Source organism: Acinetobacter nematophilus (assembly GCF_026344175.1).
GTDB lineage: Bacteria > Pseudomonadota > Gammaproteobacteria > Pseudomonadales > Moraxellaceae > Acinetobacter > Acinetobacter nematophilus.
In genome coordinates, this window is record NZ_JAPKMY010000001.1 from 275,070 (window position 1) to 301,747 (window position 26,678).

20 protein-coding genes are annotated in these 26,678 nt (G+C 37.3%); 5 read left to right on the forward strand and 15 right to left on the reverse strand.

Annotation, left to right across the window (positions count from 1 at the left end):
• Positions 1-43 precede the first annotated feature (43 nt).
• Together OSH00_RS01295 and OSH00_RS01300 are read right to left on the reverse strand one after the other, a co-directional pair.
• Positions 44-697 carry a 3-oxoacid CoA-transferase subunit B gene (locus tag OSH00_RS01295; RefSeq protein ID WP_266128922.1) on the reverse strand — a complete coding sequence of 218 codons (654 nt, stop codon included), beginning with the start codon at positions 695-697 and terminating at the stop codon, positions 44-46.
• Positions 694-1,374 carry a 3-oxoacid CoA-transferase subunit A gene (locus OSH00_RS01300; protein WP_266128923.1) on the reverse strand — a complete coding sequence of 227 codons (681 nt, stop codon included), beginning with the start codon at positions 1,372-1,374 and terminating at the stop codon, positions 694-696. Before OSH00_RS01300 ends, OSH00_RS01295 begins: the two co-directional genes overlap by 4 nt.
• A 248-nt stretch (positions 1,375-1,622) precedes the next feature.
• On the opposite strand from OSH00_RS01300, the gene pcaU reads away from it, so the two are divergent.
• Positions 1,623-2,447, forward strand: coding sequence for an IclR family transcriptional regulator PcaU (pcaU, locus tag OSH00_RS01305; protein ID WP_196074500.1), 825 nt, complete (start codon positions 1,623-1,625; stop codon positions 2,445-2,447).
• A 166-nt stretch (positions 2,448-2,613) separates the two neighbouring features.
• Here pcaU and OSH00_RS01310 read toward each other — a convergent pair whose 3' ends face one another.
• The 7 genes from OSH00_RS01310 to OSH00_RS01340 all read right to left on the reverse strand — a co-directional run bounded on the left by OSH00_RS01310 (position 2,614) and on the right by OSH00_RS01340 (position 12,164).
• On the reverse strand, positions 2,614-3,522 hold the full coding sequence (locus OSH00_RS01310; protein WP_266128924.1) for a tetratricopeptide repeat protein: 909 nt from the start codon (positions 3,520-3,522) through the stop codon (positions 2,614-2,616).
• A 90-nt stretch (positions 3,523-3,612) separates the two neighbouring features.
• The gene (locus OSH00_RS01315) at positions 3,613-4,401 is read right to left on the reverse strand and encodes a putative type VI secretion system effector (RefSeq protein ID WP_338150147.1); all 789 of its coding nucleotides are present in this window, start codon (positions 4,399-4,401) and stop codon (positions 3,613-3,615) included.
• Positions 4,398-5,087 carry a putative type VI secretion system effector gene (locus tag OSH00_RS01320; protein WP_266128925.1) on the reverse strand — a complete coding sequence of 230 codons (690 nt, stop codon included), beginning with the start codon at positions 5,085-5,087 and terminating at the stop codon, positions 4,398-4,400. The genes OSH00_RS01315 and OSH00_RS01320 overlap by 4 nt, the downstream gene beginning before the upstream one ends.
• A 34-nt stretch (positions 5,088-5,121) precedes the next feature.
• Positions 5,122-5,907 (reverse strand): putative type VI secretion system effector, encoded by a 786-nt coding sequence (locus OSH00_RS01325; protein ID WP_266128926.1) that lies wholly within the window; start codon positions 5,905-5,907, stop codon positions 5,122-5,124.
• Between the two features lie 11 nt (positions 5,908-5,918).
• Entirely contained in the window at positions 5,919-8,585 is a 2,667-nt protein-coding gene (locus OSH00_RS01330; RefSeq protein WP_266128927.1) for a T6SS effector BTH_I2691 family protein, read from the reverse strand.
• Between the two features lie 10 nt (positions 8,586-8,595).
• Complete coding sequence (locus tag OSH00_RS01335) at positions 8,596-9,543, reverse strand: hypothetical protein (protein ID WP_266128928.1); 948 nt, start codon at positions 9,541-9,543, stop codon at positions 8,596-8,598.
• Positions 9,540-12,164 carry a type VI secretion system Vgr family protein gene (locus OSH00_RS01340; RefSeq protein WP_266128929.1) on the reverse strand — a complete coding sequence of 875 codons (2,625 nt, stop codon included), beginning with the start codon at positions 12,162-12,164 and terminating at the stop codon, positions 9,540-9,542. The genes OSH00_RS01335 and OSH00_RS01340 overlap by 4 nt, the downstream gene beginning before the upstream one ends.
• A gap of 296 nt (positions 12,165-12,460) precedes the next feature.
• Here OSH00_RS01340 and OSH00_RS01345 point away from each other — a divergent pair, with 296 nt between their 5' ends.
• Both OSH00_RS01345 and OSH00_RS01350 read left to right on the forward strand, forming a co-directional pair.
• On the forward strand, positions 12,461-14,143 hold the full coding sequence (locus OSH00_RS01345) for an arylsulfatase (protein WP_266128930.1): 1,683 nt from the start codon (positions 12,461-12,463) through the stop codon (positions 14,141-14,143).
• Positions 14,140-15,135: an SUMF1/EgtB/PvdO family nonheme iron enzyme gene (locus OSH00_RS01350; RefSeq protein WP_266128931.1), complete on the forward strand. Its 996-nt coding sequence runs from the start codon at positions 14,140-14,142 to the stop codon at positions 15,133-15,135. Before OSH00_RS01345 ends, OSH00_RS01350 begins: the two co-directional genes overlap by 4 nt.
• 521 nt (positions 15,136-15,656) lie before the next feature.
• On the opposite strand, the gene OSH00_RS01355 is transcribed toward OSH00_RS01350, so the two are convergent.
• The 3 genes from OSH00_RS01355 to dsdC form a co-directional block, all read right to left on the reverse strand.
• Positions 15,657-16,460, reverse strand: coding sequence for an EF-hand domain-containing protein (locus tag OSH00_RS01355; protein ID WP_266128932.1), 804 nt, complete (start codon positions 16,458-16,460; stop codon positions 15,657-15,659).
• Between the two features lie 79 nt (positions 16,461-16,539).
• On the reverse strand, positions 16,540-18,810 hold the full coding sequence (locus tag OSH00_RS01360) for a TonB-dependent receptor domain-containing protein (RefSeq protein ID WP_266128933.1): 2,271 nt from the start codon (positions 18,808-18,810) through the stop codon (positions 16,540-16,542).
• A gap of 414 nt (positions 18,811-19,224) precedes the next feature.
• The gene (gene dsdC, locus OSH00_RS01365) at positions 19,225-20,154 is read right to left on the reverse strand and encodes a DNA-binding transcriptional regulator DsdC (RefSeq protein ID WP_266128934.1); all 930 of its coding nucleotides are present in this window, start codon (positions 20,152-20,154) and stop codon (positions 19,225-19,227) included.
• 388 nt (positions 20,155-20,542) lie between these two features.
• Between dsdC and dsdA the strand changes: the two genes are divergently transcribed.
• Entirely contained in the window at positions 20,543-21,883 is a 1,341-nt protein-coding gene (gene dsdA / locus OSH00_RS01370) for a D-serine ammonia-lyase (protein ID WP_266128935.1), read from the forward strand.
• 115 nt (positions 21,884-21,998) lie between these two features.
• Here dsdA and OSH00_RS01375 read toward each other — a convergent pair whose 3' ends face one another.
• Positions 21,999-22,751, reverse strand: coding sequence for an SDR family oxidoreductase (locus OSH00_RS01375; RefSeq protein ID WP_266129288.1), 753 nt, complete (start codon positions 22,749-22,751; stop codon positions 21,999-22,001).
• A 124-nt stretch (positions 22,752-22,875) separates the two neighbouring features.
• On the opposite strand from OSH00_RS01375, the gene OSH00_RS01380 reads away from it, so the two are divergent.
• Entirely contained in the window at positions 22,876-23,775 is a 900-nt protein-coding gene (locus tag OSH00_RS01380; protein WP_266128936.1) for a LysR family transcriptional regulator, read from the forward strand.
• 139 nt (positions 23,776-23,914) lie between these two features.
• Here OSH00_RS01380 and OSH00_RS01385 read toward each other — a convergent pair whose 3' ends face one another.
• Both OSH00_RS01385 and OSH00_RS01390 read right to left on the reverse strand, forming a co-directional pair.
• A complete protein-coding gene (locus tag OSH00_RS01385; protein ID WP_266128937.1) occupies positions 23,915-24,781 on the reverse strand; it encodes a metal-dependent hydrolase in 867 nt (288 codons plus the stop codon).
• 772 nt (positions 24,782-25,553) lie between these two features.
• Positions 25,554-26,510: a 3-hydroxyacyl-CoA dehydrogenase NAD-binding domain-containing protein gene (locus OSH00_RS01390; protein ID WP_266128938.1), complete on the reverse strand. Its 957-nt coding sequence runs from the start codon at positions 26,508-26,510 to the stop codon at positions 25,554-25,556.
• Positions 26,511-26,678 lie beyond the last annotated feature (168 nt).

The following is a 26,678-nucleotide window of genomic DNA, read 5'->3' on the forward strand; positions in this document are numbered from 1 at the left end:
GCTGTGCTTCTCATCCTTTTAAAGGGAAGTTAGGAGAAATTTATTATCCCTGTGTTGCATCAACCAATTCAGCACCCGTCATCGACTGCAATTCTTCAAAGCTGAGACCCGCTACTTTTTCAATCACTTTTAAACCGTCTGGAGTAACATCAATCACACACAGATCGGTATAGATCCGGTCGACACATTTTTTGCCAGTCACAGGATAGGTCAGCTCAGCCACGATTTTGGGTTCGCCTTGTTTGGTGACATGGTCAGTGGTGATAAAGACTTTCTTGGCGCCGACTGCCAAATCCATCGCGCCACCCACCGCAGGGATTGCATCAGGTGCGCCTGTGTGCCAGTTGGCAAGATCACCATTTTCAGCAATTTGGAAGGCACCCAATACCGCAATATCCAAGTGTCCACCACGCATCATGGCAAAAGAATCACCATGATGGAAAAAGCTTCCGCCTGTGAGCATGGTGACGAATTCCTTGCCGGCATTGATCAGTTCAGGATCTTCTTCGCCTTGGGCAGGTGGTGGGCCAAACGCCAACAAACCATTTTCAGAATGTAGGAATACATCTTTGTCTGCAGGGAGATATTTCGAGATTTTGGTCGGTAAACCAATACCCAAGTTCACATAAGCACCATCGGGAATGTCTTGTGCAACACGTTGTGCAATTTGGTCACGGCTTAGTTTTTGATAGCTCATGCTGCTTCTCCCTGTTGCGCATTGACAGCAACCACATGCTGTACAAAAATCCCGGGTGTAATGATATGTTCAGGGTCAAGCTGACCGAGTTCTGCGATTTCAGAAACCTGTGCAATGGTGACATCTGCCGCCATCGCCATAATCGGACCAAAGTTTCGTGCAGATTTGCGGTATACCAGATTGCCCCAGCGATCGCCCTGATGGGCTTTGATCAAGGCAAAATCAGCTTTGATCGGATACTCAAGCACATAGTCTTTGCCATCGATATGTCGGGTTTCTTTTCCTTCGGCAAGCAATGTACCAAACCCTGTTGGGGTGAAGACTGCTCCTAAACCCATGCCTGCTGCTTGAATGCGGCATGCCAAATTTCCTTGAGGAACCAATTCCAATTCAATCTTGCCTGCATGATAGAGTTCATCAAATACCCATGAATCGGACTGGCGAGGGAATGAACAGATGATCTTACGTACAGCCCCGGATTTGAGGAGTTTGGCCAGACCGTAATCGCCATTGCCTGCATTGTTGTTGACAATGACCAAGTCTTTGACGCCCAGCTCGATCAATCCATCAATCAGTTCTGCGGGTTGCCCTGCGGTTCCAAAGCCGCCAATCATAATGGTTGAACCATCTTTGATTTGTGACAAAACCTCTGTCAATGAGCCACGCTTATCAATCATCTGACTACTTCCTGTACTGTGTAGCACTCAATTTTTCATCCTGAAAACCGATGAAACGAAGTTGAGTGTTTTGTTCGGATTTCTTCTCTTTATTCTTGATAAATTCTGACCAGACTTCTATCTTCTAAAAGCTATTTTGTTCGATTATTATTTTTAATGTTCGATCATCGAACATTATCCAACTAAATTAGTCGTGTTTCGATTAGAATAATTATTCATCAAAGGATTTTGTAGGAATGGTCTAAATTATGGAAAATGATCAAAATAAAAATCGTCGCTTGATTCATCATCGTGAAAACAAGAAAGTGATTCGACATGAAGACTTTATCGCAGGTATTGCCAAAGGCTTGGCGATTTTAGATTGCTTCGGTCCTGAACGTCATCGTTTAAATATGAGTACAGCCGCAGAGAAAACAGGCATGACCCGTGCTGCGGCACGTCGTCATTTATTGACTTTGGAATACTTGGGGTATTTGGACTTTGATGGTCATTATTATTATTTAACCCCTAAAATTTTAAAGTTCTCAGGTGCGTATCTGGATGGCTCTCCACTCCCTAAAATTTGTCAGCCTTTATTAAACTTACTCACCAATCAAACATCACTGATTTATTCAGTGATGGTGCTGGATGGTTATGAAGCCATTACCATTGCACGCAGCGCAGCGCATCAACAAACTGATCGTGTTAATCCGTATGGTTTGCATTTGGGAAACAGACTCCCTGCTCATGCCACATCCGCAGGCAAAATTTTATTGGCACATCTAAATATAGATGAGCAGAAAGAGTGGTTAGAAAAATATCCTTTAAAACGTTTGACGAAATATACCCATACAGACAGTGAAGCATTTTTAGCTTTGTTGCATGAGATTAAAGCGCAAGATTGGTGCTACTCGTGTGAAGAACATGAGTTAGGCGTGCATGCTGTTGCCGTACCGATCTATGATGCTAATGCTGATGTCGTTGCAGCTTTAAATATTGTGTCTCCAACGATCCGTACGACTCAAGATTATTTAATTACGCATATTTTGCCGTTGTTACAGGAAACAGCTCGCGACTTGAGACAAGTGGTTTAGGTGGGAAAATGACAGATATTTATTTTTTACATTCATCATTTCCACCTGTTCTGTACGAATAGCCTAATTGCCATATTTGATATAATCGAGCCACCATAACTCCAATTAATTTATTTTTATTAATATCAAACACTTAAATAAAAAACTATTGTTGTAAAACCATGAATCATTCAAGCTTAGGTTTCCAATAGTTTGCCTTCTCTGGATTATATTTTGGATTATTTTCATCAGAGTAAATATTTAACAATAACTCTACTGCTGGTTTATTCCCATTGCTTGCAGCCATCTCTGCATACTTAATAGATTTATCATAATTTTGTATAACGCCACCACCACTATAGTATTTCAATGCTGCATTATATTGGGCTTCTATGTTTCCATTTTTAGCTGCTTTTTCAAACCATATCAGTGCTTGAGTAGGGTCTTGATCAACTCCCTCGCCTTTCTCATATGATATTCCAATATCATTTTGTGACTCCACATCTCCTTGTTCTGCAGCTTTCATAGACCATTTAAAAGATTCACTTAAATTTTTAGTTACTCCATCTCCTCTATATAACTGTGAAGCAACTATAGTTTGAGACTGTAAAAGACCAAGCTGGGCAGACTGAATGAAATATTTAAATGCTTTACTTCTGTCTTCCTTAACACCAACCCCCTTATAATAAGCTAAACCAACATTATGTATAGCTGAGGGATTCCCTTTTTTCGCACCAGCTTCAAACCATTCTAAAGCCTTTCTATCATCCTTTTTTATATAGTTATTACCATTTCGATAAATTAACCCTAATTGTAACATTGCATTAGAAGATCCTAATTTCGCAGCTTGTTCAAATAGTTCAAATGCCCTTTTTTGATTAACTTCAGCTCCCTCTCCTGTGGCATACATTGAACCTAAAACAAATATTGCTTCTGGATCATTTTCTTTCGCTGCACTTTCTAAATCAGCTTTAGACGTATAAGTTGTAATATCCTTATAATCTTTTGTTAAATTTTCTGTTTTATTGTTCTGACTACCTTCTGTACATCCAGAAGCTAGCAAAGCAATCAACAAATATAGAATATGAAGTTTCATCTAATTAGCACCTAAATTTACAATTAAAATTATTCAATTAATCCTTCGAAAGAATATCTTTTATAAATATCGAACCGATCAATACAACCTTCAATTACCAACATTTGGGTCATTCTTCTTTTTAAAATAATCCACTGGATAAGGGTCTTTTCCTATTAAGCTTTTTCGATACTCCATTACACTTAAATAGACACCATCTTCAACATCAAAATCATGATAAAAATCTTGTTGCTTTACTTTTTCAAAATTTAATTTTTTAAAAATTTGTTCGGACAACTCTCCTGCAATTTTATAGGGCTTACTTAAAGCCAAATTAGTAAAGATAAGCAATAAAATAAAGAATAAAAAATAAGTGATTACAAAGATATGTAAAACATCAAAAAGAGAAAAAAGAAGCTCCTTGTCAAAAAAAAATCCAAAAAATAATAATGCTAAAAAAATAAATAAAAAACTTCCTGATGAAAAATAAAAGGCTTGTTTAAATATAGCTAATTTTCCTTTACTTACGGAGCGGCCCATTTCATACATCATATAAAGTAAACCTGACTGAGGGTCTAATATTGAATAAACTAAATACCTTCCTTTTTCTTTTTCTATACTGATTACAGCTACTAAAGGCGTATCTTCCTTAAATTTTACGGTGCTAAATTGCCCGATAATTGGATAACCATTTATTTCAGCAGTAAATGTTTTCGCAGATATGCCTTGTGCAGCCATCAGCATGATGGGAGCATTTGCTGCCAATAAACTACTTGCAGTCAATGTCCCCAACATCGAAGCACCCAATGCTTCTTTATCTAAATTTTTAAGCGGGTATATTCTTGAATCTTCAACTTTAAGATTCTTTATAACACCTTCTATTACTAACATTTTGGTCATTTTTGCTTTTCTATATAGTTTGCTGGATATGGATCATCCTGAATGATTTTCCTATAATCAAATACACCATCTAATAAAACTTTATATTCTTCACTGATGTGTCTGCTTGGCAATAAAAAAACCTCTTTGGGGTTTAAAAAGCCATATGCTTCAAATATTTCCTCGGACCTTTCTGATAAATGCAATAAAGATCTTATTACTCTTTTCATAATAAATATATTAATGAAATAAAAAACAAACAAAACACCAAGCCAGATTAATATACTACTAAAACTATAATCTCCAACATAAATAAATAAAAAAATAGACATAATTGCTGAACAAAAAAAGATAAATTTTGCTCCTTTTAATGCGGAGGCAGTATATGTCGTTTTTGAAGCTCCCATTCCTACTTGCATATGTAACAGTCCTGTTTTCGGGCTCAACATCGAATAAACCTCGTAAACATTGTCTTCTATATGCCTTGCAACACAAACCACAAATTCATCCTGCTCTAATAAAGCACGATGAAATTTGGCTAAACAAATTTTTCCGTTGATTTTTGCAACTACAGCTTGAATATGAAGTCGACTGTGTGAAGCGACAAAAACAGTCTGGGCGGACAAGGTAAGATTTGCAGAAGCACCACTGAGCAAAGCGGATGAGAGAATTTGGCTATCGCCACCTGTGCCTAACGTACTCATCATTTCATTATATATTTCTAACTGCTCTATACGACCTTCAAATTTTAATAATCAATTCATTATTTTTTACTTTGTCGAAATAATCCTCTGGATAAGGGTCTTTTCCTTTTAAACTTTTTCGATATTCCATTACACTTAAATGAACACCATCTTCAACATCAAAATCATGATAAAAATCTTGTTGCTTTACTTTTTCAAAATTTAATTTTTTAAAAATTTGTTCTGATATAGTTCCTGCAACTTTATAAGCTTTATATAGTGATAAAAACATAATGACCAAAATAACTAAAAAAGACGAAGAAAAAGCAACTAATAAATAATATATAAATAATTCAATTGTTAAACTAATTTTAGTTTCTGAAAGGAAATTAGATATAATAGAAAAAAATATAATAAAAATTAAAAATGATAAGGATAAATAAAAACTTTGTAATAAAATTGCTTTTATACTACTACTTATAGACCTTCCCATTTCATACATCATATAAAGTAAACCTGACTGAGGGTCTAATATTGAATAAACTAAATACCTTCCTTTTTCTTTTTCTATACTGATTACAGCTACTAAAGGCGTATCTTCCTTAAATTTTACGGTGGTAAATTGCCCGATAATTGGATAACCATTTATTTCAGCAGTAAATGTTTTCGCAGATATGCCTTGTGCAGCCATCAACATAATTGGGGCATTTGTTGCCAATGAGCTACTTGCAGTCAATGTCCCCAACACTGATGATCCTAAAGCGTCCTTATCTAAATTTTTAAGCGGGTATATTTTTGAATCTTCAACTTTAAGATTCTTTATAACACCCTCAATTACCAACATTTTATTCACTTTTAAATACTCTCTAAAGACTTTGTAAACTCTTCCTCTTCCTCTTTCAAAGTCTTATATTTTATTTGACTTATTCCAAAGGCTGTCTTACTACACCATTTTTGTGTGTCATTAGGTAAAACCCATGTTTTAAGGATGATTTCTATCACTACGAACCCTAGACCAATAATATTTAAAGAAGCTACAACTCTTATACTAGAAATGGCCAATAGCAAACGACCAAATGCTATTTTTTTGGCAGAAGAGACAATAACATTTTTTTCAAATGCTGCTAATTGCAGAAAAAGACCAAGACCAGCAGCAAACATAAAAAATGAAACAATTACTTTAAAAAATAGTAATACAATTAACCAAGGGTTTTTATCTCCTTTTAATTCTTTCCAAAAAGAATTAGAATCAGCTAAAAGGCTAAAAGTTGCCCCAGTTACAGCAAACATACCACCGTATAATCGAATTTTATTAGCTTTGTCAGCAAAACTTAAGGCTTCCATTCCGCCACCAGCAATATCGAGTACAACTGCTGTCGATGCAAATAATCCTGCTGTAACTTGAAAACCATTTTCCCAATTCTTTTCCGCCATAAACTTATTACTTTGAGTTGCTAGATTGATCAATTCAAATAAAGCAACAATACTGGAAATCCGTATTTTCCCACTTTCTGGTGATTGATTCAGTATTTCTTTGATTTTCTTTGCAGCAGTATTTTCTTCTACTTTTTTCCAAGTCTTTTGGATTTCAGTCGCATTCAAGCGATTTGCTGCATTAGCATTGCGTAAATCTACATTATAAAGTAACGACCATTTTGGTACTTTATTTGTCAATAAAGATCCATGTGCATAAGCAATAAACGAGATTTTAGCAAGCCCAGCAGCCATTTTTGAATTAAGATTATATTGTAATGACCACTTAGTAACAGTTCTCGTTATTTCAGAAATCCAGTAAACAGATTTTGCTGGATTATACCATTTTAACTCATCAACTTTATATTTGCCCGTTGTCAGCCATTCATCCCATAATTGATCAAATGCAACAAATGTAGCAATTGTATTTTTTAACGTTCCTTGAGACTGATCCCAAGTCAGTGTCATCAATGAAGGAGCGCAATTATTGAACTTTTCAATTAGACTCTTTTGGTTATAGCAAACAGCTCTATAATATAAATTTTTATCATCTACTTTTGCAGCGCTTAACCATTCTTCCAATAATGCCTGACCTACATCAAAGCCCGACATTCCATGTAACATTGCCATAACATGAGTATGAAATAAAAAGCCATACTCTTTAACTTCATTTTGGTCATATGCATGCAAAGCTTGTAATAAGGCATTTGACTTCAACCAATTTATATGATCATTTGCATATTTCGTTGCATTTGCTTTACCTGATTCTGTCAACTGCTTAACTTTTAAATCAAAGCTTTTTTTACTGTTCCAATCTATCTTAGGTTTATATTTCTCGTTCCAAACAAGTTCAGCTTTAGCTTTAGATGCAACTTGAATTTTATCTTTTAGCTTTTGAGGTTCAAACTTTTTATTATAATCATCCAAAACTTTTTGCTTTTCTGCATTTGAAGCTTTTTCCCATAGTTCATCCATTCTTTTTTGATATTCACGCTGGTCTATATTTGTCGCATATTTAGGAATTTTATCTTTAGCATATAAATATTTAACTAACTTTTCATCTTTCAATACATCACTATTTAATGCTTGATTAATTAATCCTTTTTCTAAAATTAATTTCAAACTATCAATAGAGTTTGATGAATTTAAGCGATGTTCATTGGTAATATTATTGTTATCCTTTTCAGCCAAAAAGCTCATTAGCTCTTTAAATTGTGAATTTCTAATTTCATTAATTTTTGTTGTAATTTTAATTGGATCATAAAGTGCCATACACGCAATACTTAAATTAAAGTCTGCAAATCTTTTCTGTGTATCCAATAACCTTGTACCATAACTTTTTTTATTATTGATTACATCAACCTGTTTAATACTAAAGCTATGGGTTTGACTTATTGTGCCATTTCTCCATTTTGATACTTCAAATTTTTGCCATTTCCCCTGTGAAACATAAGCTTCAGCATTCTTCATATACTCTTCAAGTTTAGCTTTAGATAACGGAGCATGCGTATAAAGAAGATAAGTATGTAATGCAGGATTGTTAGGAATTTCTTCAACTGTGACTAAAGATGCCTTAATAATATGTTCGCCAACATTACAACCAAAGTCTGGCGCAACTGAGGGTGCAGCATCTTTAACAGGATTAAAATATGATAAATACCCTTTATCATTAACAATATAACCAGACCATATTTGTGGTCCTTTAGCCCTCTTCACTAAGCTATAGATATAGCCTGTATTTACCATTTCTACAGTATATTTAAAATTTGATAATGGTATTTCTTTTACATTTTTTCCTAATGTGTCTAGTAATGCTGGTGCAACTGTTGAGACAGTGTATCTCACAGGTAAAATATGAAACCCTTTATTACGACAAAAATTTGGACAGGTTTTACCAGAATTCTTTGCTTCAGCTGTTTGCTTATTATTGGGAGTCGCGGTTTGTGCAACCATTGTAATAGTGTTTGCACCAGCAACTACTGCTTTTGTTTGACTTTGATTTCTTTCTTCTTCTTTTTTACGTGCAAAAGCTTCTTTATCGCCACCCATATTATTCTCCTTATTCAATTATTTCTGTTTTAATCAATGTCCAAGAATCTTCAGCAACAAAGTTCATTGCTTCAGTAAAATCGTATTTTTCAGGTTCAGTGTGCAAATATTGTTGCAATACCTTTTGTATATAAGGATGTTGCATAAAATTTTGCCCAAGTACCTCTGCGTATAATCCGTAACTCACTAAATCTGTATATTTTGTAATATGGTAATGCTCATGTGCTTGATATAAATTTTTAAAAATCTTTTGTATTTTCAGCTTGTTGTTGTCAATTTGTTCTAACTGATATGCACTTTTAAATACAATGTTACTGATTTCAATCAAATCTAAAGCTAAAGATTGCTGTGCACTAATCTTATTGATCGTTTTACGCACTAACTTTTTCTGTGCAATATTATCCCACTGATAATACCCCGTAGGGTGAATAAAGTGCCATTGGTTAAAATTCCCCAATAAACTATTCATTTGTGGTTCATTAAAAATTTGATCCAAATAAATCATGACCCGAGGATCATACCATCGAAATAATATTTTAGATTCAATATCTTGTAACACCAAACTTGCTTTAAACTTTTGATTCAGTTCATCATTTTCATAATCAGAAGTCCCAAAACCATATACGAGATATTCATTGTTGCTAATATCAAAATTATGAAACAAATGCTCAGCAAGTTGTAATCCGATGTCTTTTAATATTTTTTCATCTGTTATTTCAATAAAAAATAGAGGCGTATCCTTATATCCATTACCTTTTGCCAAAGGGATATAAATGATCTTGTCGCTCCTCAAACTCTTTTTTAAATCGTCGAAAATGCGCGGTGCAAGCGTTTCATCTAACAATACCAACAATCGTTCATGCTGCTGAAATACTACCTGCATTTTTTGATAAATTGCTTCAACTGAATAAAGTTCATTAGGTTCAATTGCACGTTGTAAATAATTTTCACTCATCATAAGATCACCTTTGCTGATCCATCTTGAGCAGCTTGTCCTTGTTTTGTAGAACAATTAGGTAAATCTAATGCAGGTGGGTTTACTGAAGCTGGTGAAGTCAGTTTCTGTTGTCCTGATTTGACCTCAAATAAACCACCCGTCGTCGCAAACACACCAGAACCATTAATCTTTAATTCAGAGCCATCACTAGTCAACTTAATTTCCTTTGGACTCATGATATACACAGTATCTTCAGTAGAAATGATTTGGATACCTTTGCGAGCAATCAAATCTGCACCATCCCCTTGGGCTTGGATCTCAACTTTACCTTTACCTGCATAAAGTCTTGCACCTTCCTGTGCTGCAAACAAACTGATCTTTGAACTTGCATGACCAATGAGTGATTTCTGAGTACTGAAGTTAATGCTATCACCAGCACTATGATTGATTTGCCCATCTGCTGAAAGATGAACATCTTCATTGCTTGCTAAACCAATAGAGTTAGGTGAAGTTAAAATCATTAACGCTTGTTTAAATGCTTTTGCTTTGGTTTCGCTTTCTTGTTCTATTTGCTCAATAAACTGTTTTAGACCATCCAACATTTCCAAAGGATCAGTTTGTTGGTTTTTCGCGACTTCACTTAAAGCTTTTGAATTATTCAGACTCGATTCTAGCTGCGATTTTGTTCCAGCAGCATCTAAATGATCACCTTTGGCTTGATCTTGGGCATAGGTCGAAATCAGTAAGCCTTGCCCTGCGCGTACTGCACCCCATTGGTCTGTACGTAATTCAAAACCCTCACCACGATCATCACTTTCCGCTTGATCTTTTGGATGGCTGAGCTTTCCAAGATTCAGTTGACTGGTGCCATGACTACTCTGTAACTGACTGCTAAGTTGCCCTTTAGTATCATCAAAGCGTAGCTGATTGTAGCCACTGCCCTGATATTCCTTACTTTTAATCCCTGATAGCTTTTTGGTATCTGGCAATTTACCTTTACCATCAAACTTGGTTGGGCTTCGTTGTCCTTCATGGATTCGACCCACTACAAATGGACGGTCGATGTTGCCATCAAAGAAGTCGATGACGACAATCTCTCCAATACGAGGTAAGAATCGTGCGCCATAGCCTTCACCTGCCCATGGCGTCAAGACATCGACCCAAGCCGAGTCAGTGTCATTGTCGTTAGAACCTGCACCACCATCATGCGTGTTGTCTTCATTACGGGTAAACAGGAAGCGAACTTTGATGCGCCCCCATTCATCGACATGAATTTCTTCTCCACTCGGCCCAACCACTTTGGCACGTTGTGGTGATGCCACCGGGCGGTGTTGCAGTGGATTATATTCAGGAACAATCGCAATATTACGTCGTAGTAACGTCAGTGTATTGGCTTGGCGTTCCTCACTCTTGTTTGTGGTGATATTGGTGATTTTCCAATCACTTTGTTTTAACAAAGTTTCGACTTGGTTGGTTAAGTCTTTCGGTAAATTATTTTGGTTATAAAAGGTTTTAGATATGATCAGAAATTGCCGATCAGCAACATCTTTTAGATTTATGCTTGGATGTTCATTCAGTTCGAAATGATAGCCAACCTGTGCATCTCGTACTGTTGAGACCGCAGTAAATTGTTTGGCTTGCACATCATAGTAATTACTAAGGTTTTGGTTAAAACGTTCGATCTGACTGTTACCCGATGGCGTTGCACCATCTTCTCCATTGAGATCTTGTATCCATGCAGGGCTAAAGTGCCATGCTTGTTCTAAACCTAGGCTAGCATTGTCATAATTTTCACTATGGTTGTGTTTACTTTGAACGCTACCAGCACCTTCATCCGTATCTAATACATCGGCTTGCCAGCGTTGAATATGGACTGAGGTCGGTTGAAGTGAACGTTGTCCTGTAAAATGAATGATTGAATCGCTCGCTTCTACTGCTGAGCTACGATGAAAACGAATGTTACCGCGTTCCAAGGCACTAAATTGAGCGTTATCATCGATTAATCTTAACTTTTGTGCTTGAATTTGTTCAGTTGTATTCGGCACTTTCAGCTGAGCTTCATCAATTAGCCAATTAATTCCTTCAGCTCTCATCAAACGTGTTAGAAAGTCGAAATCGCTTTCAGATTGCTGCATGAGGAATGGACGGACATCATAGTCTTTGGTCAGTCCGCTCTTATCTAAAGTGAGGCTTGACGCAAACAGCGGGCTACGTTGCATCCATTCCTGAAATACAGTTTGAATGACCTCAACAGCCGATTTCGCCATAAACACTCTAGAGTTTCTACGCTGTTTCCATAGTGCAGTAGGATCTTCAACCGTGAGGCGATAAATTGTTAATGCACCATCAGAGGCTCCCACCTCAGCTTTAGTCACAATACCTGAAATTCGATTCAACTCAGACCGATCATTCACAATATCAATGGCGACTTGAGACCCGATAAACTGTTTTAATGGTATTGCCCCATTCATTGAAAGACAGATCAGTTGTAAATCAATGCCCTCGTTGATGGCATGTGTCCCATCAACACGCTGAAGAAAAACTTGATTATTAAGATCGTTATTACTGAACTGTGCATGTATGGCACGTTTTTGTGCCGTAAGTCCCAACTGCTCTAGAGCAACATAAATATTGTTAGACATGGTTTATTGTTTGATTTTAGATTGTGATCTAGTGTACTAAAAAATGGCGACAAAATCTATACAGACCTGTCTATATTATTTCAATAATATTGTTGAGTTTTTCTCAAGTTTCAATCACATGAAAAGGTTAGCGAAAATTAAACTCATTACAAATTTGAGAAAATAGCTCCAATTTTTTTAAACTGAGTTTCAAGTCTTTTCATTTTTTAAGATTAACAATCGAATTTTAATTATTTTTACCGTAAAAACTAACCCTCTAAACTCTGCTTAATTTTTATAAAATCAAGTCGACACGTATGTCTGGTAAAAATCTTCTTACAACACTTTCAATTGCTTTATTCAGTTTTTCTATTTCAGCTTGTCATGACAGTGATTCAAATGAATCCAATACAAATGTTGAAACCCAAAAACAACCGAACATTTTATTTATCATGGCAGATGATCTCGGCTATTCAGATCTGGGGGCTTTTGGTGGTGAAATTCATACGCCAAATCTTGATGCACTAACCCGAGAAGGACGCATTTTGACCGATTATCATACTGCCCCCACCTGCTCACCAACGCGTTCACAATTGATCTCCGGAACTGATCATCACTTGGCAGGCATTGGTGCGATGGCAGAACTTACTCCTGCACATTTAAAAGGACAACCTGGATATGAGGGCTATTTAAATCAACGTTCACTGTCAATCGCAGAGGTACTCAAAGACAATGGTTATCGCACCTATATCAGTGGGAAATGGCACTTGGGCTTAACCCCTGAAACCAATGCGCATGCCAAAGGTTTTGACCATTCCTTTACCTTATTACAGGGCTTGGATTTACATTTTAAACAAGCACCTACTGCCTATAAACGCAATGCCACCTATACCGAAGATGGCAAACAGATTCCAATTTCGTCGCTTCCTGATGATTTCTTTTCGACCAATTATTTTACCGATAAGCTGATCAGTTATTTAGAATCAGGTAAAAATTCAGGTAAACCCTTCTTCGCTTATGCAGCTTACACAGCGCCACACTGGCCAATTCAAGCACCTGTAGAATATCGAGATCGTTATCGTGGTGTCTATGATGTGGGTTACGATGCGATTCGTAATGCCCGTATTGCACGACAAAAACAGCTTGGACTAATTCCTGCAAATTTTACGGCTGCTGAACCTATTGCCACAGAAAATGCCCCTCAAAAATATGGCAAATGGAATGAACTTTCCTCTGAACAAAAGACACTTGAAGCACGCAGGATGGAGGTTTATGCAGGCATGGTGGAAAATTTAGATGCCAATATCGGTCGTGTCATTGAATATCTCAAACGCAATCACTTATATGACAATACCTTGATCTTCTTCGTGTCTGATAATGGTGCTGAAGGCTTTATCCGGGGGAACTATGGTACAGAATCAGGTTTTGACAACAACTTAAATAATGTTGGTACAGCCAGCTCCTATCATTATGTGGGTCCACGATGGGCAGAAGTCAGCGCAGCACCATTCCATTTATGGAAAGACACTGCCGGTGAAGGTGCAACCACTGCGCCTGCCATTGTCAAACTTCCAAACCAGACCAAAGCTCAAACAACCCATCATGGTTTTGCTTCTGTACTGGATGTTTTTCCAACGGTACTGGACTATGCCAATATTGCAGTGCCACGAGGTCAATACAAAGGTCGCCAAATTAACACGCCAACAGGTTACTCCTGGAAATCTGTTCTGGAAAATAAAGCGCAAATGATACGTCCAGCAAATTTTAATTTTGCTGATGAGTTACATGGCAGTAAATATGCGCGTCTAGGAGATTGGAAAATTGCCTTACAAGGTAAAACAGAATTAGGAACGGGAACATGGGAACTCTATAATTTGGGCACTGATCGGGGTGAAACCAAAAACTTGGCGCAAGACAACCCGGCAAAAGTACAGGAACTCATTGAGGTATATAACAAATACACTCAACAAAATGGAGTCAAGGAATATAACGTTCAATGAAGTTTCAGCCTATTTTCACCTTATTCTGTAGCCTGTCATTCATGGCAGGCTGTAGTAAGGTACAACCTGATCGTCCCTCATCCCAGCAACACCCCCAACTGGCTCAGCTTGGTTCATTAAAGCAATGCCAGCAATATTCAGGCTTACCCGCGGGGTGGAGACAAAACTCAACAGCAGGCATGGTACAGATTCCCAAAGGTTCTTTTCAACTGGGTTCCAATCAAGCGTATCCAGACGAAATCAACTTTGGAGCAAAACAACGTCAGGTTGAAAGTTTCTGGATTGACCAAACTGAAGTGACTGTTGCTCAATTCGCCAGTTTTGTAAAAGCAACCGGCTATATCACCGACGCTGAAAAACAGCATCAAGCTGCCGTGTTTTCCCCAAATATGCAGACACCTCATCAATGGTGGAAACTCAAAGCGGACTATACCTGGAAAAGTCCAAATGGTGCAGAAGGACAAGCACCGCTACCCGCCGAACCTGTTCGTTATGTTACAAAAAATGATGCCGAACATTATGCTGTTTGGCTCGGGCGTGATTTACCTACTGAACAAGAATGGGAATATGCAGCAAAAGCAGGATCAACTACAGATACACCATTACATCAAGCGCCAGAGGATGCACATCAACACCCGCAAGCCAATTATTGGCAAGGTGGATTTCCATTCAACAACACACAAGCAGATCACTTTGAAGGCGTAGCCCCAGTGGGATGTTATCCTGCCAATGCTTTTAAATTATTTGATATGATCGGGAATGTGTGGGAATGGACATCATCCATTTATCAAGGCGCACATGATCAGCACATGGGAAATTATGCAAATCTCCGTCAACAAAGTATTGCGGGTACGCAGTATGTCATTAAAGGCGGTTCCTTTTTATGTGCATCCAATTTTTGTTCTCGTTATCGCAACAGCAGTCGCTATCCTCAGGAGTTTGATTTGGCTGCGACACATGTTGGCTTTCGAACGGTTTTACGGGAGCCTTAAAAGTGCAATAGACAAAAGGCAGAGTGTTGTAAAGCATAATGTTCTATTCACTTATTCTTTATATTTCAATCAAAAGTGTCATATCCCATTGTTTCAGAATGTTGAATATCTATCGTCAAACACCTGATTATGCATGCGCGTGATTTGATTTCAATCATTCATGTTCAATGAATTTTATGCTTTTGTACAAATTGTGAGAAGATTTGGGGATTCATTTATTTCGTCCTTTTGAATCATCACAGGTTTTTCTAGCCTGAGGCGACACGAATGTCCCCCTATTGAGCAGCCAGATATCAACAAAAACAAAGGATTAAATGTGTTGCTTGCGGTTGACGAGTTTTGCAGTGAACAGCGATGTGACTGCGCATGATAGTTCCCCCTGAGGAGCTTCGCTCCTCATCCCGAAATAAAGATAGGGTTAGCCACAGGCTGATTCTAAAGTTGAGTGAAAACTTAGCCATACTCCGCCAAGATTTTTTCAACAGCTTAACGATATGGTTGCATCGAAGTCAGATGAATCATTACTTTGCTACTTGATCCAGTTTTTTAGCAAACTGTTGAAGATCGGTCATTCGGATACTGGTTTTGCCTTGACTGATTACTTGGAATTGTTGAGCAGCGCTTTCCTGCATTTTAATTTTTCCTGATGCTATATTTTGGTCAAAGCGTTGCATAAACTCATCAACATATTCCTTCTCAGTCACGATATGATCACCGTTGGCATCTGTTGCGAAATATTGTTTGTCTCGTGCCGTCAAATAATCACCAAGCGTAACGTAGCTTTTTCCTTGACCATATTGTGCAATGAATTCTTGCGTATTGCTCGGCATAGGCATTGAAATGGGTAATTTCATTCGGAAACCATCATGGGTTGTATTGCTTTTACCCGAGAGTTTGGCATCTTCAGCATTGATCAAACCATCCTCATTCTTGTCAAACTCATTAAAAGTTTTTAAACCCGTTTCTTGGAACTCTTTTAAGGTCAATTTTTTATCCTTGTTATTATCCAAAATACCAAAACGTATATGTGCCTGTTTTTCAGACATTTCTCGGCGCTGTTTAAGCAGAGGTTCTAAACGTGATTGCTCAAATTGAACAAACTGCTGTTGTGTCACCTTTTTATTTCCCTTAAATAATTCAGCATAATCTTGAGGATATTGTTTACTCAAACTTGGAGTTGTTTGATCTTTTTTACTCGGATGATAAAGCATATACAAGGCATATGCCTGTTGGTAAACATTTGTCTGTGCTGCTGTTTCAGCAATCGTTGACACGGGACTGGTCATTGCTGTGAGAGTTACAATCAAGAGTGCCAATTTTTTCATGTTCATTTCCTTAGATACAGATACTTTCTAGATTTAAATTTACTCGATTAAAAAATCTTGCTCGCAGTTGATGAAAAAATTAGTATTTAAATTCAATACTTGCGACAATATTACGACCGGGTTCTGCAGCACGGTCGATGATACTTGTCTGATTTGCTCCAGTAATCGTACCGACTGCTGCATAGTCCCAATAAGTCTTGTCAAAGATATTATTGAATGCCACATTGAGCTTGGTGAACGTATTGACGTTCCAATAGGCAGACAAATCAAAAACGGTATAACCTGCGACATTCTGATATTTAATGTTATCTTGATAAGACGTGACGTCCTGGGTTGCTATTCTTCCGCCAACCGCTGTAGCCGTCATCCCCAAACCAAATACTTTATTCGGATCATCATAGGCAAACGTCAGGCTTCCCTTTTCGGGTTGAACTGAATTCACTCCACTTTTGCCACCATTTTTGTTTTTTGCTGATCCTTTGCTCTTACCTGCGACCACTGCCAAACTATAACCATCGGAACTAGAAATAAATTGGCCTAAATCAATTCGCGTGGAAAGTTCTGCCCCCCAAATCTGTGCATCAGCGAGATTCTCTGCTCTGTAGTAACCGTAAGGATATTGTGGTGTTGTTCCATAGTTGTAGTAATCAATAAAATCTTTGTATTTGGTATAAAATCCTGTCAGATCAAATTTGATTCCATCAATTGATGTATTTCTTAAACCTAGTTCAAATGCATCACTGCTTTCTTTTTTCAAGTTAGAATTACCAATGACGATATAACTCGGATTTCCATGTGTGGTTTGGTAAACCCCGCCAATTTCTGTTGGAGATGGAATACGGTTACCTCTCGAATATTTTAAGTAGCTGTAATTATTAGGTGTGAATTGATAGCTGGCTGAAAAGCTCGGAGAAACATAATTATAGTCCTTCGCCTGAACATCACTATAAGACGTGATCTCAGGTCTAAATTCTTGGCGCTCAACACGAACAGCAGGCGTTAAAATTAAATCACGTCCCAGTACGTCGAAATTAAACTCGTCTGATGCATAAGCAGAGTAACGTTTCAGTTCAGAGTTTAAGAGATAGCCACCTTGATAGATGGTTGAAATTGTTTGACCATTACGTAAATCAACTTTAGTACTTGCATATTCTTTCTGATCTGCGGCAATACCATATTTTAGCTTCTGATTTTTAAACTCTTTTCTAGCCTCAACTTTTAAGCCGGTATTTTTCTCTTTATAAGTTGTTGAAAAATCACGTGCAACCGTGGCACTGTTCATAAAGGTTGTTGCAGTATCGTTATTCGATTGCTGATACCATATTTTGCTGTTCAACTGATCAAACATCACAAAATCATTGGGTTTGTAGATATGCTGGATACTGAATTGTGTGCGGTCAATAGCTTGATGCTGTTTAGCATCACTTTTAAAATTAGAGAATAAGTTTGCAGCAATATCTTTGGTATCCGTTTTTTTCTGATAATAATCAGCGGTAAAATTAAGTTGATGTTGATCTGATAAATTCCACAATAAACGTGTCAGCGCTGCATCTGAAGTCCAGTCGGATGGGAATGCGGGTGTTTTTGAGTTTGGCTTGGTTTCATTCCCTTTACGATGGGCATAGGCGACGAGTCCTTGGACATCATCGTGACCAACAGCCCCAGTGACCGATGATAACCACGCTTGGTCCGCAGAACTGTAGCCTGCTTTTACAGTGCCTGCGACTGTTTTTCCATCCACCAAATAGTCTTCTGGTGATTTATTTTTAAATGAAACACGCCCTCCAATACCATCTGTGGAAACATCTGTCGTACCTGAAACAATATCTACTGTGCTAAACATTTCTGGTTCAATATAATCTCGACCAGCGCCACGTCTGCTCATACTCTTTGGTGGTACGTAACTACTCACGGTTGCGTCTGCCAAGTCAACGCCATCAACATCCAAACCAATTCTGTTTGCATCGATACCACGAATGTTATAGCTGCTTGTTCCAGTACCATCAAAAAATGTTCCCCCACCGCCCACAGAAAATGGTGCACTCACCAATGGCAAATATTTCACAATACTTGCCATATCCGTTACACCAGTTTTATCAATATTGTCTCGACTGATGGAGGTGCGGCTAACAGGCGCATCATCCTCATACTGCGCATAAACCGTAATCGTGGCTAAGGAATTATATTGAGAATCAGATTTAGTTTTTTCTGAACGGTTTTCTTCTGCATGGCCTCCTGAACTCGTGCCTGCTGCCATCAATGTAAACAGGCAGAGTGATAAATAACGCAGTTTTAAGCCCAAACGGTTCGACTGAGTAGTTTGATAGAGTTCAAAAGGATGTACTTTCATGCGCGAGATGCCTTTTATTAAATGATATTGATAATCATTAACTGTATGTATTTTTGCTTTATCCCATCGTAAAAACATAACGTTATACAAATTACAAATGTACACACAACTTAATAAATGAGAATAATAATCAATTAGATTATTATTTACAATATGATTTTTTTATGCTTGACCTTCAAAAAAAATATAAATCACTCATTTTTTTCATTTCAACCATTCACCAATACTAAACAAAACAATATTTTATTTAAAATAAATTAAACACAATCATCATGATTTAAACAATAAAAAAACATGTCCACAGTATCTAAAAGCAACATATTTTCAGGGATTTAAACAGTATTGCTGATGAATCCAAAGTGTAATAACAATAAAATTGCTTGGCGCGAATTCAAATTTTCTGCTTGATGTTTTTCAATTGATTGATTCTTTTTTCACAAGCTCTAATAACCAATCACTAAACGCTTTGACTTTGGGTAATTCATTATTCTTTAATGAAACGAGATAATAATGTTGTTCACATTTCAACTCCATGTGTTGAAATGGCATGATCAGTGCACCATTTTTTATATCATTTTCAATTAATTTTTTTCGACCCATAGCCATTCCCAGATGATTTTTTGCAGCCGTCAATGCAAGCTCAGAACGATCGAAACTTAATTGAGATAGATGTTCTATATTGACTTGAAAATGTTGTGCCCAGCTATTCCATTCACCTGTTCCCGTACCATGACTCCATGCCTGACAATCATGCAATAATGTACAATACTCTAAATTACTTAAGTTATTTTTAAGTCCAATCTTTTTGGCATACTCAGGACTACAGACAGGGACAATTGATTCATCCATCAAATATTGATAATGAAGCTGATGAGAAGGTTGATGGTCAAAATATAAGGCAAGATTAATTCCAGTACGCTGAAAATTTACATTTTCATTGCCCGTCAAAACCGTGAGCTCAATATACGGATAACGTTGTATAAAATCAGGCAAATGGGGTAATAACCAACACTGTGCGATTGATGGTCTTGCATATAAGGTTAAAGGGCCAACCAATGATTGATTTTTTAATGTATTGATTTCAGTATTTAATAGATTTAGGGAAGACTGTAAAGCTTCAAGAATACGTTTTCCTTCAGCTGTGAGCCTCACTTTACGATGTAGACGTAAAAACAGTTTGATTTCAAGTTCTTTTTCTAACAAATTAATTTGGTGACTGACTGCACCGGGCGTTATAAAAAGTTCTTCTGCGGCTAAAGCAAAGGACTCATGTCTTGCTGCAACTTCGAAAGTATACAGCTTTGAAAGCTGCAAGCCTGTCAGGTTTTTATAGGTGTTGTTCATACATTTACCTTTAGACCTTGAATAAAACGTTTATTCAATTGTTCATCCTGTTTGATTGCCGATCTTGATCATGCCTCATTTATTTAGAATCTAAATATAGGAGGAATCTTTTTAGATTGCATGAATAGAAGTATTTTTTAATGACGCCTGCAATGATCAACCATATCAAATATCAGTTCATTCTTTTCACATGAATGAGTTTAATGCATGAATCAAATTTCTTCGTTTGACAGATTTTTCAAATTTAATTTCAATACATCAATCCTCAAACTTTGAGCATAAAGGCACATGCTGCGCAAGCAATTTCAAAGTTACGACAAAATGATTAACACTATCGACTGATCTATGGCGATTTGCACAGATGATCTCAGCGCTTAGGAATACGCTTATGGATGCTCAACATATTCAGCAATTAATCACTCGATATCCTATCGTGGCTGATCTCATCTCATTAAAAGAAACAGTGTGGTTCAATCCAAATTTTACATCACTTAAAGATGGACTACCTTATGTAGGACTTGGGCAAAAGGATATAGAAGATGCCAGTCAACGTCTAACGCGTTTTGCCCCTTATTTGATGTATGCTTTTCCAGAAACAAAATCGTCCAAAGGCATCATAGAGTCAGAATTGGTCAGCATTGCAAATATGCAGCAAGGCTTAGAACAACATTTTGGACAATCAATACAGGGACAACTCTGGCTGAAAAAAGACAGTCATCTTCCGATTTCGGGTTCGATTAAAGCGCGAGGTGGGATTTATGAAGTGCTTTACCATGCTGAAAAACTTGCCATTCAAGCAGGATTATTGGCGCTTGAAGATGATTATATGAAACTGACCAGCCCTGCATTTAAATCCTTTTTCAACCAGTACAGTATTGCAGTCGGGTCTACAGGAAATCTGGGGCTTTCAATTGGAATCATGAGTGCGCAACTTGGTTTCGATGTGACGGTACATATGTCAGCAGACGCACGTCAATGGAAAAAAGATAAATTACGTGCGCACAATGTGACCGTTATTGAATATGCCGAAGACTATGGTGTCGCAGTCGAGCAAGGTCGAAAATCAGCGCAGAACAATCCAAATTGTTTTTTTATTGATGATGAAAACTCTCAAACCCTTTTTTTAGGCTATTCCGTTGCTGGACAACGCTTAAAACAGCAATTAGATGAAAAAAATATTCGAGTAGACCAAGAACATCCATTATTTGTCTATTTACCCTGTGGTGTCGGTGGAGGTCCAGGTGGTGTCGCATTTGGTTTAAAAATGGCGTTTGGTGATCATGTGCATTGCATTTTTGCTGAGCCGACCCATTCACCATGCATGTTACTGGGTGTCGCGACGGGATTACATGATGAAATTTCTGTTCAAGACTTAGGCATTGATAATATCACTGCCGCTGATGGTCTTGCTGTTGGACGAGCGTCAGGATTCGTTGGACGCGCCATGCAACGATTACTGGATGGTTTTTATACTTTAAGTGATGAAAGTATGTATTTATTGCTGGGTATGCTGAATGATTCTGAACAACTGAAATTGGAACCTTCTGCATTGGCAGGTATGCTTGGACCAATTTTGATCCATCAATACCAAGACTATGCAACACTCCATCAGCTTAGCCAAAAACAATTAAAAAATGCCAATCATATTGTTTGGGGAACTGGAGGAGGTATGGTTCCAGAAGAAGAGATGGAAAAGTATTTAGCGCATGCGGAATATTTAAAAAAATAATCTTATAGATAAGCGATCAAAAAACCATATACTCAAATTTGGCAAGATCGAGATGAACAAGGTGATCATCTCAATTTTGCTGTGTATGGATATTTAAATTTTAAGTTTTTATAAATTATATAATTCCACCATTAACACGCAATACTTGTGCATTGACCCAATTACTTGCTTCATTAACAGCAAAATCCAGCACTGCTGCAATATCTTCAACGGTACCTAAACGTTCTAGGGGCGAAGCTTTTGTTAAATTTGCAATAAGTTCAGCACTTTTGCCTTCCAGAAAAAGTTCTGTTGCAGTAGGTCCCGGAGCAATCGCATTCACCGTAATATTTTTGCCTCTTAACTCTTTAGCCAAGATTGCTGTCAAGGCTTCAATGGCAGCTTTTGAAGCAGTATAAATGCCATAACCTTCTAGTTTCATCCCTATCACACTGCTGGATAAATTAATAATTTTACCGCCCTTTTCTAATCGTTTAGCAGCTTCACGCATAGTATAAAGTGAACCTTTGAGATTAATTGCTAAAATTTGATCAATACTTTCATCATCGACTTGCTCAATCTTAGCGAGTTTCATGATTCCGGCATTATTGATCAGAATATCCAAACGACCATAGGTCTGGATTGCATAATCAAAAAGCGCGGTAACTTCACTGGAATGACTGATATCTGCTTTAAATAGACTGACCGTACCTCCAAAAGCTTGGATATCATTCAAAATATTCTGTGCTTCTTGATCATTATTGGCATAGTTGATAATGATCTTATGCCCTTGTTGTGCCAATAAACGTGCTGTAAACGCCCCGATTCCTCTTGAAGCTCCCGTAATAAGAATGACTTTTTCATACTGTATTTGATTGACTGTATGCATAGTAATGACCTGTTCTGATGAAGTATATGTATTGATCAGTTGTATGATACTGTTCATTTAAAACATGATAATCTCTTGGTTTCCGACATCTTTATCCGAATAAACCGAACAATTGGAATAAAAAATGGATAAACTCAATGCCATGTCTGCTTTTGTGAATGTTGTAGAACAGCAAAGTTTTACGAAAGCTGCGCAAATTTTAAATCTGCCACGTTCAACCCTGACAGATGCAATTAAACAATTAGAATCGCAATTGAATACACGTTTATTATTTCGTACTACACGACAAGTCAGCGCGACTCACGAGGGGCAAATCTATTATGAGCGTTGTAAATATATCTTGGATTATATCGACCAATCAGACCATGGTTTTCTTCATGCAAAACCTCAAGGGGTGCTGAATATAGCAGTACATGGTGTTTTCGCAGCTCATTATATTCTGCCCAAATTACAAGATTTTTTAACTGAATTTCCTCAAATTCAACTACAAATTTCCGAAGGTGATCGCTATGTCGATCTCATCAAAGAAGGGATTGATTGTGTCATTCGTATTGGCCAGCTCAACAACAGTGAGCTGATTGTGAGGCATCTTGGCAATATTCAACAGGTCACCTTGGCGAGTCCTCAATACTTGCAACGCTATGGCATACCAGAAAACTTAAAAGATCTAGACTCGCATTTTATGGTTGGCTTTTATTCATCTGCTCGACAAAAATCGCTCCCTCTCGAATTTTGTGTGGATCAGGAAATTCAAAGCTTTGATTTAGCGACCAAAATTCAAGTGAATGGCGCCAATACTTATACAGCAGCTGCAACTAATCATTTCGGGATTATTCAAGTGCCTCTTTATGGTCATCGTGCCCAAATAGCACAAGGCAAACTTGATCAAATCTTAACAGCATATCCTGTACCCTCACTTCCTGTGTCTTTACTCTATGCTTCAAGAAGCTTACTTTCCCCCAAACAAAAAGTCTTTATTGAGTGGATTGTTCAATTATTTAATGACAAGCCTTGGTATGAATAACATTAGAAATCCGCAGATACGGCGAATATAAGCACATGTCCATTGCTGAGATGCATGAGATTGCTGCCTCATCTGTATATGATCAGCAATCCGGATGCCTTCATTTTTAAACAATAGCGGTAAATTTTTCAGTCTAAAATCAATGAATAAAAGTGGATTGTTCAGTTGAAAGCCCAATCTTTACTTTGCTTTTCGCGACAATTTCCGATTCATCTGTATCATTCGGATGAAAGTCAAAATGATAATAAGAAAAAAATTGCGGAATAAGCTTTCGATAGGACTGCATTGCAAAACCTGCAAATTTTGCCCATGACTTAATATTCCATAATTGCTTGTCTCTTGACATCAACACCAATTGATAGACATTTGAAAAAGCAGTAATCAGTACCAAACTAAAGGTAAAAATAGCGACCCGAGGAATATAGGCATCTAGACCTTTTCCATATAAATATTCGTACATATCATATGCCACAGCCTTATGTTCAGTTTCTTCAACACTATGCCAAAGCCATAAGTTACGAATAGTGGTGTCTGTCATTAACTCATTGACATTTTTCATCATTTCTACCACAAGAACGGCTGTGTAATGTTCCAAACCAACGGTAACCAATAGATTCCATTTTTTCGGAAAAATCCGCTCAATTGCTTTCAATATTATCCCTGTCACTTTTTCTAAAGATTCAGGATCTAAACCATATTGTTGAGCGCTGACATGAAAAGCATGATGTTCTTTAGAATGCATGGCTTCTTGACCAATAAATGCGCCGATATCACGATCTAACTTTGGATTGCTTTTCACCTTGTCTCTCAATGCGCGTACTGAACGAACAAAATAAGACTCGCCTTCTGGAAACAAAGTCGATAGACCTGTGAAGTAATGTGTAAAAGTTGGTTCATTATTACACCAATATTTAGGTATATCCTGAAACTCATAATCCATACGGCGTACTGGAAATGATGCAGGTGTTTTTTGCTTTGATTTTTCTGTCACCGCTGATATAGACATAACTCACCTCAAGAATTTATCTTAAAATAGCAAGTTCCAAAAAAGAACTTGTTATTTTAAGATAGTGAGCATCTTCTGACCTGTCAATCAATTGAATGTCTGATCAATAGAGATTGTCCTTAAATGATAGCCCTGTTCCTATAAAGACAAAACGATTAAGGAAAAAGGACATTGGGTCAAACATATCGTACTCTATGGCCAGATAAGTTCGTCTATATAGAGATTTAAACCGCGGAAGGGTACTTGAGAAATCACAGAAAATGGTTTGATTTATCAATATAGCCAAAGCACCTGATTAATTCATACACGTAATTTGATTTCAATCATTTATTACCAATGTAATTGAAGCTTTTTACAATTTATTAGAAGCTTTTGGTGATTTATTTATTTTGCTTTTTGGCTCATAGATGGTCTTTCTATGATCAAGCCACATGGATGTCTTCATATCGAATGGAAGTATATGAGCAAACAAAGCAATGCTTTGTTTGCAGTGCAGGATTATGATTGAACAAAATTGCTTGATCAAAGTGATGCTGGCTCTACACAAACCTATTTAAACTTTAGGGTTAAAGCGCAGCAATCAAAGCTTGGTATCATTCAACAATATATTTATCACATGGATTTTATTGATCAACAGAAATTATATTTTGCTGGATACGTTTTTCAAAAGATTGAGTATAGCGATCTCAAATCATTTCAAAATCAGCATCGCTATTCACTATGACGGGACAAACTTTTAAAATTCAGCAGTAAATTGATTCAACAAACACAATTATGGCAAATCCAGTTCAGCTCTCATTTTCAACGTTTTTAACAAGGCTTGATTACGTGTCTCTTGAAGATTTCTATCACCCAACTTGTGAATAAACTGCTGTGTTTCATTATCCAACATGTCGATTTTTTCTTCAGTAAGTGCATAAGGTTTCATATCAGCCCACCATTCTGACATTGGCTCACCTAAATGATGCATTGCTGCTTTAAAACCCTGCTGGTTGGCCAGTTGCATATTGAGATATGGACCAAAGATTGCCCAACGTAATCCAGGTCCATTGGTAATTGCAGTGTCAATATCTTCTGCACTGCATACGCCTTCAGAAACCAGATAAAATGCTTCTCTCCAAATCGCTGACTGTAAGCGGTTTGCCACATGGCCTTTGACTTCCTTTTGGATCAAGATCGGTTTTTTACCCAATGATCGGTAAAACTCAAAAGCATCCTGTATATACCTTGCCTGTGTTTTCTCGCCACCAATAATCTCCACAAGTGGTAATAGATGTGGCGGATTAAAAGGATGTCCTAAAACAATTCGTTCTGGATAAACACAATCTTGTTGAATGTCGGATATTTTTAAGCCAGATGAGCTTGAAGCAATAATCGTGTCCCGAGGACAATTTTGTGTGAGTTGCGCATACAGGTGTTTTTTTAAATCAATTCTTTCTGGACCGTTTTCTTGAATAAAATCGGCGTCTTTGACCGCATCGGCGATATGTCCATAAAAGCTTAAATTGTTTAACAGATCTGTGATATAGGTTTGCAAATCATCCAGTTTGTGTTCTTCCAATTCAAACAGATCTCGTAAATAGATTTGAACTCTATTGCTTAAATTGTGTTCTGCGTCAGGTGCTGGATCAAATGCACTGACCTGAAATCCTTGACTGAGATAGAAAGCAGCCCAACTTGCACCAATTACACCAGTACCGATAATGGCAACTTTATTGACTGATTTCATATATTCTGTTCCTTTCATCCATGGAAAATGCTGGGAGCATCTAGATATCTAATTGTTTAAAACAACGCTTTCATTCAGATAAATCACTCAAATTTATGGAGAAACTACTCCTCCATAAATTTTGAAAACAAATAAATCAATGATTTTGGTGAGCTAAATCTATAGTTC